Origin of the sequence: Pseudomonas entomophila, from assembly GCF_029193575.1 — a bacterium.
Taxonomy (GTDB): Bacteria; Pseudomonadota; Gammaproteobacteria; order Pseudomonadales; family Pseudomonadaceae; genus Aquipseudomonas; species Aquipseudomonas entomophila_G.
In genome coordinates, this window is sequence record NZ_JARGCS010000024.1 from 17,308 (window position 1) to 26,226 (window position 8,919).

The window sequence follows — 8,919 nt, forward strand, 5'->3', positions numbered from 1 at the left end:
TTTTCGTCAGGCCCGGTCGCGTTCCAGCAACGGTTTGAGGTAATGCCCGGTATAGGACTGCTTCATCTTCGCCAGTTCCTCAGGCGTACCGCTGGCGATGATCTGGCCGCCCTTGGAGCCGCCTTCCGGCCCCAGGTCCACCAGCCAGTCGGCGGTCTTGATCACGTCCAGGTTGTGCTCGATCACCACTACGGTGTTGCCATGGTCACGCAGGCGGTGCAGCACGTCCAGCAGTTGCTGGATGTCGGCGAAGTGCAAGCCTGTGGTCGGTTCGTCGAGGATGTACAAGGTCTTGCCGGTATCGCGCTTGGACAACTCACGCGAAAGCTTGACCCGCTGCGCCTCACCGCCCGACAGCGTCGTAGCCGATTGCCCCAGCTTGATGTACGAAAGGCCCACGTCCATCAGTGTCTGCAGCTTGCGCGCCAGCGCCGGCACCGCGTCGAAGAACTCGCGGGCATCCTCGATGGTCATTTCCAGCACCTCGTGGATGTTCTTGCCCTTGTACTTGATCTCCAGGGTCTCGCGGTTGTAGCGCTTGCTCTTGCACACATCGCACGGCACGTAGATGTCCGGCAGGAAGTGCATTTCCACCTTGATCAGGCCGTCGCCCTGGCATGCCTCGCAGCGCCCGCCCTTGACGTTGAACGAGAAGCGCCCCGGGCCATAGCCGCGCGAGCGCGACTCTGGCACACCGGCGAACAGCTCGCGGATCGGCGTGAAGATACCGGTGTAGGTCGCCGGGTTCGAACGCGGTGTGCGACCGATCGGGCTCTGGTCGATGTCGACCACCTTGTCCAGGTGTTGCAGGCCGTCCATGCTGCTATGTGGCGCGGCCTCCAGGCTGCTGGCTCCATTCAGCGCGGTGGCGGCCAGGGGGAACAGGGTGTTGTTGATCAGCGTCGACTTGCCCGAGCCGGACACCCCGGTCACGCAGGTCAGCAGGCCGATCGGCACTTCCAGGTCGACGTTCTGCAGGTTGTTGCCGCGCGCGCCCTTGAGCTTGAGCGAAAGCTTCTTGTTGCGTGGTGTGCGCTTGGCCGGCACGACGATCTTCTTGCGTCCGGACAGGTACTTGCCGGTGAGCGAATCCGGGTGCGCCATGACTTCCTCGGGCGAGCCCTCGGCGACGATCTGGCCGCCGTGCACGCCAGCGCCCGGGCCGATGTCGACCACGTAGTCGGCCAGGCGGATGGCGTCCTCGTCGTGCTCCACAACGATCACCGTGTTGCCCAGGTCGCGCAGGTGGTTGAGGGTGGCCAACAGGCGATCGTTGTCGCGCTGGTGCAGGCCTATCGACGGCTCGTCGAGGATGTACATGACCCCGACCAGGCCCGCGCCGATCTGGCTCGCCAGGCGAATGCGCTGGGCCTCGCCGCCGGACAGGGTTTCGGCGCTGCGGTCCAGGGTCAGGTAATCGAGGCCGACGTTGACCAGGAATTGCAGGCGTTCGCAGATTTCCTTGAGGATCTTCGCCGCAATCTCGCCGCGCCGACCGGTCAGTGTCAGGCCGGCGAAGTATTCACTGGCGTCGCCGATCGGCAGGTTGGTCACTGCCGGCAGGGTCTTCTCGCCCACCCACACATGGCGGGCCTCGCGGCGCAGGCGGGTGCCGCGGCAGTCCGGGCAGGGCTGGGTGCCGAGGAACTTGGCGAGCTCCTCACGCACGGTGGCCGACTCGGTCTCGCGGTAGCGGCGCTCGAGGTTCGGCACGATGCCTTCGAAGGGGTGCGAGCGCTTGACGATGTCGCCACGGTCGTTGAGGTACTTGAAGTCGACGCTCTGCTTGCCGCTACCCTGCAGGATGACCTTCTGGTGCTCGGCTGACAGCTCGCCGAACGGCTCCTCCAGGCTGAAGCCATAGTGCGCGGCCAGCGAGCCGAGCATCTGGAAGTAATAGACGTTGCGCCGGTCCCAGCCGCGGATCGCGCCCTCGGCCAGGGTCAGCTCGCTGTTGACCAGGCGCTTGGTGTCGAAGAACTGCTTCACCCCAAGGCCGTCACAGGTCGGGCAGGCGCCGGCGGGGTTGTTGAAGGAGAACAGCTTCGGCTCCAGCTCGCTGATGGCGTGACCGCAGACCGGGCAGGCGAAGCGTGCGGAGAAGATCATGTCCTCGGCGCTGTCGTCGTCCATCTGCGCCACCAGGGCGATGCCGTCTGCCAGCTTGAGCGCCGTCTCGAACGATTCGGCCAGGCGCTGCTGCAGGTCGTTGCGTACCTTGAAGCGGTCCACCACCACGTCGATGCTGTGCTTCTTCTGCTTGTCGAGCTTGGGCAGCTCGTCGAGTTCGTACAGCTTGCCGTTGACCCGGGCCCGCACGAAGCCCTGGGCACGCAACTCGTCGAACACCGCCAGGTGCTCGCCCTTGCGTTCGCGCACCACGGGTGCCAGCAGCATCAGCTTGCTGCCTTCGGGTTGCTCGAGCACCAGGTCGACCATCTGGCTGATCGTTTGCGCTTCCAGCGGAATGTCGTGGTCCGGGCAGCGTGGCGTGCCGACCCGGGCGTAGAGCAGGCGCAGGTAGTCGTAGATCTCGGTGATGGTGCCGACCGTCGAACGCGGGTTGTGCGAGGTCGACTTCTGTTCGATGGAAATCGCCGGCGACAGGCCCTCGATGGTATCGACGTCAGGTTTTTCCATCATCGACAGGAACTGCCGGGCGTAGGCCGACAGCGATTCCACGTAACGGCGCTGACCTTCGGCGTACAGCGTGTCGAATGCCAGGGACGACTTGCCGGAGCCGGACAAACCGGTGATCACGATCAGTTTGTCCCGAGGCAGGGTCAGGTCGATGTTCTTCAGGTTGTGGGTGCGTGCCCCACGGATCAGGATCTTGTCCACTGCGGCCTCGCTCGGCGGGCATAAACAAAGAAGTATACGGCGCGCTGCCACTACGCGGCAAAGCGTCGCGCAGATGCCGTTCAGCCCTCGGACTGATAGAATCGCCGCCGGTTCACACGAGGTTAATCCATGCACGACACCCACAACGAGCGCATGAGTGGCAGCGAAACCCGCGCCGCAGGCGGCCTGGCCATGGTCTTTGCCTTTCGTATGCTGGGCATGTTCATGGTGCTGCCCGTGCTGGCGACCTACGGTATGGACCTGGCCGGTGCCACGCCCGCGTTGATTGGCCTGGCCATCGGCGCCTATGGCCTGACCCAGGCGGTGTTGCAGATTCCGTTCGGGGTGATTTCCGACCGTATCGGTCGGCGCCCAGTGATCTACCTGGGGCTGGTGATCTTCGCCCTCGGCAGCCTGCTGGCGGCCCAGGCCGACTCGATCTGGGGCGTGATCGCCGGGCGCATCCTGCAGGGCGCCGGGGCGATTTCCGCGGCGGTCATGGCGCTGCTCTCGGACCTCACCCGCGAACAGCACCGCACCAAGGCCATGGCCATGATCGGCATGAGCATCGGCCTGTCGTTCGCCGTGGCCATGGTCATCGGACCTTTGTTGACGCGCGCCTTTGGCTTGTCAGGATTGTTCCTCGCAACCGCAGGACTTGCCTTGGTCGGCATCGGCCTGATCGCCTTCGTCGTACCCAATGCCCACAGCGCGCTGCAGCACCGCGAATCGGGCGTGGCGCGCCAGGCCCTCGGCCCGACCCTGCGCCACCCGGACCTTTTGCGTCTGGACGTGGGCATCTTCATCCTCCATGCCATCCTCATGGCCAGCTTCGTCGCACTGCCGCTGGCCTTCGTCGAGCGTGGCGGGTTGCCCAAGGAAGAACACTGGTGGGTGTACCTGACCGCGCTGCTCGTCTCATTTTTTGCAATGGTCCCGTTCATCATCTACGGGGAAAAGAAGCGCAAGATGAAACGCGTCCTGCTGGGCGCGGTCAGTGTTCTGTTGCTGACCGAGGTGTTCTTCTGGCAATGGGCTGACAACTTGCGCGGACTGGTGACCGGCACCGTGATATTCTTTACTGCCTTCAACCTGTTGGAGGCATCCTTGCCTTCGCTGGTCAGCAAGGTGTCGCCTGCGGGCGGCAAGGGAACGGCCATGGGGGTCTACTCCACCAGCCAGTTCCTCGGTGCCGCGCTGGGAGGCATCATCGGTGGCTGGTTGTTCCAGCACGGTGGCCTGGGCATGGTGTTTCTCGGTTGTGCGGTGCTGTGTGCGATCTGGCTGGTGTCTGCCCTGGGCATGAACGAACCGCCGTACGTGACCAGCCTGCGCATGCCGCTGACGCCGGAGGCGGTCCGGGAAGCCGGGCTGACCGAGCGCCTGATGGCTGTGCCGGGTGTGACCGACGCCGTGGTGGTGGCGGAAGAAGCCGCCATCTATATCAAACTGGATACGAAAATTTTGGACCGTGCGACCCTGGAGCGTCTGGTGAACCCAGCCTCAGCGGCGTGCGAAGCCTAGGAGAACGTTATGGCCCGTGGGGTTAACAAAGTCATTCTGGTCGGTACCTGCGGTCAGGATCCCGAAGTCCGCTACCTGCCCAACGGTAACGCCGTGACCAACCTGAGCCTGGCCACCAGCGAGCAGTGGACCGACAAGCAGTCTGGCCAGAAGGTCGAGCGCACCGAGTGGCACCGTGTTTCCCTGTTCGGCAAGGTCGCCGAGATCGCCGGCGAATACCTGCGCAAGGGTTCGCAGGTGTACATCGAAGGCAAACTGCAAACCCGCGAGTGGGAAAAAGACGGCATCAAGCGCTACACCACCGAGATCATCGTCGATATGGGCGGCACCATGCAGTTGCTGGGCGGTCGCCCGCAGAGCCAGCAGGGTGGTGATCAGTACAACCAGGGTGGCGGCAACTACAATCAGGGCGGTGGCCAGCAGCAGTACAACCAGGCACCACGCCAGCAGGCACCGCGCCCGCAGCAGGCGCCACAGCGTCCTGCGCCGCAGCAACCGGCTCCGCAGCCGGCGGCGGACTTCGACAGTTTCGATGACGATATTCCGTTCTAACGAGCCATAGCGGCTCAGTTGTAAGGCCCACGCTGAAAGCCCCCGCATTGCGGGGGCTTTCTCGTTTTCGGGAGGGTAGTCCCTGGTCTCGTTGGCCTATTAGCCAGATGGCCGCCTGTCGCGCGTATACGCCCCATGTGGCTATCGGTAGCACTGCCCTCGCGCTACTTGTCTTGACGCTGTGCGCACATCAGCGTGCGCCCTCCCAATGCATTCATATTCGAAAGCCGCTGGGATTTCCTTTCTCGGCTGTGGCACACTTTCTGTCGTCTATTCCGCTATTGCATATCTAATTCCGCTATAGCGGAATCATGGTGAGATACCGTCATGCAGCGCGACTTCCCGTGGCGCGTATGGCAGTGCCCCACGAGATGAACGGTTTGCAACCTTACCTTCCGAACCAGGAGAAACTCCCATGAGCATTACTCGTTATGGCACGGGCAGCACCGCCGGTGGCGGCCAGCCCCGTCCTTTCGCCCGCGCGGTCGAAGCCGATGGCTGGCTGTACGTGTCGGGTCAAGTGCCCGCAGTGGACGGCGAAATCATTAACGGCGGCATCGTCGAGCAGACGCACCAGACCATGCGCAACTTGATCGCGATCCTCGAAGAGGCCGGCTACGGCCTGGAAGACGTGGTGCGCACCGGCGTATGGCTGGAAGACCCACGGGATTTCTGGAGCTTCAACAAAGTCTTTTCCGAGTACTTCCGCCCGGAGCACGCACCGGCTCGTGCCTGCGTGCAGGCCAACATGATGGTCGACTGCAAGGTCGAGATTGATTGCGTCGCATACAAGAAAAAGCGCTGAGTCGCGGCGGCCCTTGTAGAGACTGCCGTGGCGGTGTCGACTGGGCGGGATCAAAAGCTCGCGATCTGTGCACGATTCAGCATGGGAACCCACTGACATGACCCAAGACACTATCAAACGCCGGGCTCGTGGCTTGGACCGGGCGTTCGATATCCTCGATTTCCTCAAGGAAGTCGGCCAGCCCTTGCGTCCGAACGACATCGCCAATGGTATCGGCAGTCCGAAATCCACGGTGTACGAACTGGTCGCGTCCTTGCTGGAGCGACGGATCCTGGAGCAGGTGGGCAAGGAAGGCCATGTCTACCTCGGCCGTCAGCTGTATTTTCTCGGGCAGGCGCACCTGCGGCATTTCGACCTGACGCGCGAGGCCGATCACGCCCTGCAGGAAATCGTCGGGCAGACCCACGAAACCGCGCAGATGTGCCTGCTCAACGGGCGCAAGTACACCGTCGCGCTGATGCGGGAAGGGCAGCGGCATTTTCGCATTTCCTCGGACATCGGCGAAAACGCCCCCATCCCCTGGACCGCCTCCGGGCGTCTGTTGCTGGCGCACTTGAGCGACCAGGCGATCGTCGACCTGATCGACCACGATGACTTCATCCTGCCCGATGGCGAACGCTTGCCGCTGGAGCGATTTCTCAAGGAAATCCGCCAGGCCGGCAGCGAGGGTTTCTTTTCCTTCGATAGCGTCGCCGACACCTTCACCCATTGCTTCGCCGCGCCAGTCAAAGACCCGAACGGCGTGGCCATCGCGACCCTGTGCATCGTCGCCCCACGGGCCGACGCCAAGAACAACTACGACGACTACCGCCGGGTGTTGATCGAAAGCGCCAACAACCTGGCCCGTCGCATCAATGAATGAGCGTGGCCGTTCGCGGCTGCGCGTGAGGAGTGAGAGCATGTCTTCTGCCTTGAACATCGCCACCGTGGAAAAGGGCGCTGGCCAACCCGGCGCAAGCCTGGTGCGCGACGTCAGCCTGCCGGCGCTGGTGCTGCACCGCGAAGCGCTGGAGCACAATATCCGCTGGATGCAGTCGTTCGTCAGCAACAGCGGGGCGCAACTGGCACCTCATGGCAAAACCAGCATGACGCCGGCATTGTTCCGTCGCCAACTGGACGCCGGTGCCTGGGGCATCACCCTGGCCACTGCGGTCCAGGCCCGCGCCGCCTACGCCCATGGCGTGCGCCGGGTGTTGATGGCCAACCAATTGGTGGGGGCGCCGAACATGGCGTTGATCGCCGAGTTGCTGGCCGACCCTGCATTCGACTTCCACTGCATGGTCGACCACCCGGACAACGTCGCCGAGCTCGGGGCGTTTTTCGCCGCACGCGGCCTGCGCCTGAACGTCATGATCGAATACGGCGTGGTCGGCGGCCGTTGTGGTTGCCGCAGCGAAGCCGAAGTGCTGGCGCTGGCCGAAGCGATCAAGGCGCAGCCGGGCCTGGCCTTGACCGGTATCGAAGGCTACGAGGGGGTGATTCACGGCGACCACGCGGTCAGCGGCATTCGCGCGTTCGCCGCGTCCCTGGTGCGCCTGGCCGTACAGCTGCAAGACAGCGCGGCTTTCGCCATCGACAAGCCGATCATCACCGCTTCGGGCTCGGCCTGGTATGACCTGATCGCCGAGTCCTTCGAAGCGCAGAACGCCGCTGGGCGTTTCCTCAGCGTGCTGCGTCCCGGCAGTTACGTGGCGCACGACCATGGCATCTACAAGCAAGCGCAATGCTGCGTGCTCGATCGTCGTAGCGACTTGCACGAGGGCCTGCGCCCGGCGCTGGAAGTCTGGGCTCATGTGCAGTCCTTGCCGGAGCCGGGTTTTGCGGTGATCGCGCTAGGCAAGCGCGACGTGGCGTACGACGCGGGCCTGCCGGTGCCATTGCTGCGCTACCGGGCGGGTGTGGTGCCGGCGGTCGGCGACGACGTCAGTGCTTGCAGCGTGACGGCCGTGATGGATCAACATGCGTTCATGACCGTAGCCCCGGAGGTGCAATTGCGGGTGGGCGACATCATTTCGTTCGGCACCTCCCACCCATGCCTGACCTTCGACAAGTGGCGCACCGGTTGCCTGGTGGATGAGCAGTTGAACGTCATCGAAAGCCTGCAAACCTGTTTTTAAGGTTAGCGATCGCAGTGCGGCTATCGTCGTGCGCGCGATGGCCGCTTATCCATCACCACCGAAACAGCAGAATGATCGAGAGCCCACAACCATGAACAGCATCAGCAGACTCGGCCCCGGTTCCTCGCGCATCGCGTTGATCGGCGAATGCATGATCGAGTTGCAGCAGCGCGCTGACGGCAGTCTGCAACAGAGCTTTGGCGGCGACACCCTGAACACCGCGGTCTACCTGTCGCGTGAAATGGGCGACGGGGCCACCGTGGATTACGTCACCGCGCTGGGCGACGACAGTTTCAGCGATGCCATGTGCCAGAGCTGGTCCGAAGAAGGTATCGGCCTGGGCATGGTCCAGCGACTACCAGGGCGTTTGCCCGGTTTGTACTGCATCCAGACGGATGCTTCGGGGGAGCGTCGTTTCCTCTACTGGCGCAATGAGGCGGCCGTGCGCGAGTGCTTCACCACGCCCGCGGCGGCCCCGGTGCTTGCGGCGCTGGTGGACTACGACGTGCTGTATTTCAGCGGCATCACCCTGGCGGTACTGGGTGAGCAAGGGCGTAGAAAACTCATCGAGACGCTGGTCGAGGCTCGACAGCGGGGCGCGCGGGTTGTCTTCGACAACAACTACCGGCCACGGTTGTGGCGCACGGTAGAGGAGGCCCGGGTGGCGTACCGCGAGGTCCTGGCCTATGTCGACCTGGCGCTGTTGACGGTGGACGATGAGCAGGCCCTGTTCCAGTTTGCTGATTGCGCGGCGGTGTTCGCGGCCTACGAGCATATCGGCACACCTGAAGTGGTGCTCAAGCGTGGCGCCGAGCCGTGTCTGATTCGCTGTGGCGACGCGTCGTTCGACGTTCCGGCGCAGCGCGTCGAGCGGGTGGTGGACACCACGGCGGCCGGGGATTCGTTCAGCGCGGCGTACCTGGCCAGCCGGCTCCGGGGTGCAAGCCCGGTGGAGGCCGCGGCGGCAGGGCATCGCTTGGCGAGTCGGGTGATCCAGCAGCCGGGGGCACTGATTCCCCGAGGCTGAGCGGCCACCTCGTCGGTAGCGGCTTGAACCTCACCCCTCAAACTCACGTTTCG

Annotated in this window: 7 protein-coding genes; 6 read left to right on the forward strand and 1 reads right to left on the reverse strand. The window is 63.8% G+C overall.

Going from position 1 to position 8,919, the window contains the following annotated elements; translation table 11 throughout:
- Positions 1–6 precede the first annotated feature (6 nt).
- Positions 7–2,841: an excinuclease ABC subunit UvrA gene (gene uvrA, locus P0Y43_RS11255; RefSeq protein WP_275637338.1), complete on the reverse strand. Its 2,835-nt coding sequence runs from the start codon at positions 2,839–2,841 to the stop codon at positions 7–9.
- Between the two features lie 129 nt (positions 2,842–2,970).
- Between uvrA and P0Y43_RS11260 the strand changes: the two genes are divergently transcribed.
- The 6 genes from P0Y43_RS11260 (at position 2,971) to P0Y43_RS11285 (ending at position 8,866) form a co-directional block, all read left to right on the forward strand.
- Positions 2,971–4,365: an MFS transporter gene (locus P0Y43_RS11260; RefSeq protein ID WP_275637339.1), complete on the forward strand. Its 1,395-nt coding sequence runs from the start codon at positions 2,971–2,973 to the stop codon at positions 4,363–4,365.
- Positions 4,366–4,374: 9 nt separating this feature from the next.
- Positions 4,375–4,917, forward strand: coding sequence for a single-stranded DNA-binding protein (locus P0Y43_RS11265; protein WP_275637340.1), 543 nt, complete (start codon positions 4,375–4,377; stop codon positions 4,915–4,917).
- Between the two features lie 415 nt (positions 4,918–5,332).
- Positions 5,333–5,722, forward strand: a complete 390-nt coding sequence (locus P0Y43_RS11270) for a RidA family protein (RefSeq protein WP_275637341.1) — start codon at positions 5,333–5,335, stop codon at positions 5,720–5,722.
- 97 nt (positions 5,723–5,819) lie between these two features.
- Positions 5,820–6,584 carry an IclR family transcriptional regulator gene (locus P0Y43_RS11275; protein WP_275637342.1) on the forward strand — a complete coding sequence of 255 codons (765 nt, stop codon included), beginning with the start codon at positions 5,820–5,822 and terminating at the stop codon, positions 6,582–6,584.
- A gap of 37 nt (positions 6,585–6,621) precedes the next feature.
- Complete coding sequence (locus tag P0Y43_RS11280; RefSeq protein ID WP_275637343.1) at positions 6,622–7,839, forward strand: amino acid deaminase; 1,218 nt, start codon at positions 6,622–6,624, stop codon at positions 7,837–7,839.
- 91 nt (positions 7,840–7,930) lie between these two features.
- Positions 7,931–8,866 carry a sugar kinase gene (locus P0Y43_RS11285; RefSeq protein ID WP_275637344.1) on the forward strand — a complete coding sequence of 312 codons (936 nt, stop codon included), beginning with the start codon at positions 7,931–7,933 and terminating at the stop codon, positions 8,864–8,866.
- The last annotated feature ends 53 nt before the right edge of the window (positions 8,867–8,919 follow it).

Excerpts from the sequence above, each read along its gene's own strand:
- P0Y43_RS11260 (WP_275637339.1), top strand. The coding sequence starts at position 2,971 with ATGCACGACACCCACAACGAGCGCATGAGTGGCAGCGAAACCCGCGCC.
- P0Y43_RS11270 (WP_275637341.1), top strand. The coding sequence starts at position 5,333 with ATGAGCATTACTCGTTATGGCACGGGCAGCACCGCCGGTGGCGGCCAG.
- P0Y43_RS11285 (WP_275637344.1), top strand. The coding sequence starts at position 7,931 with ATGAACAGCATCAGCAGACTCGGCCCCGGTTCCTCGCGCATCGCGTTG.
- P0Y43_RS11280 (WP_275637343.1), top strand. The coding sequence starts at position 6,622 with ATGTCTTCTGCCTTGAACATCGCCACCGTGGAAAAGGGCGCTGGCCAA.
- P0Y43_RS11275 (WP_275637342.1), top strand. The coding sequence starts at position 5,820 with ATGACCCAAGACACTATCAAACGCCGGGCTCGTGGCTTGGACCGGGCG.
- P0Y43_RS11265 (WP_275637340.1), top strand. The coding sequence starts at position 4,375 with ATGGCCCGTGGGGTTAACAAAGTCATTCTGGTCGGTACCTGCGGTCAG.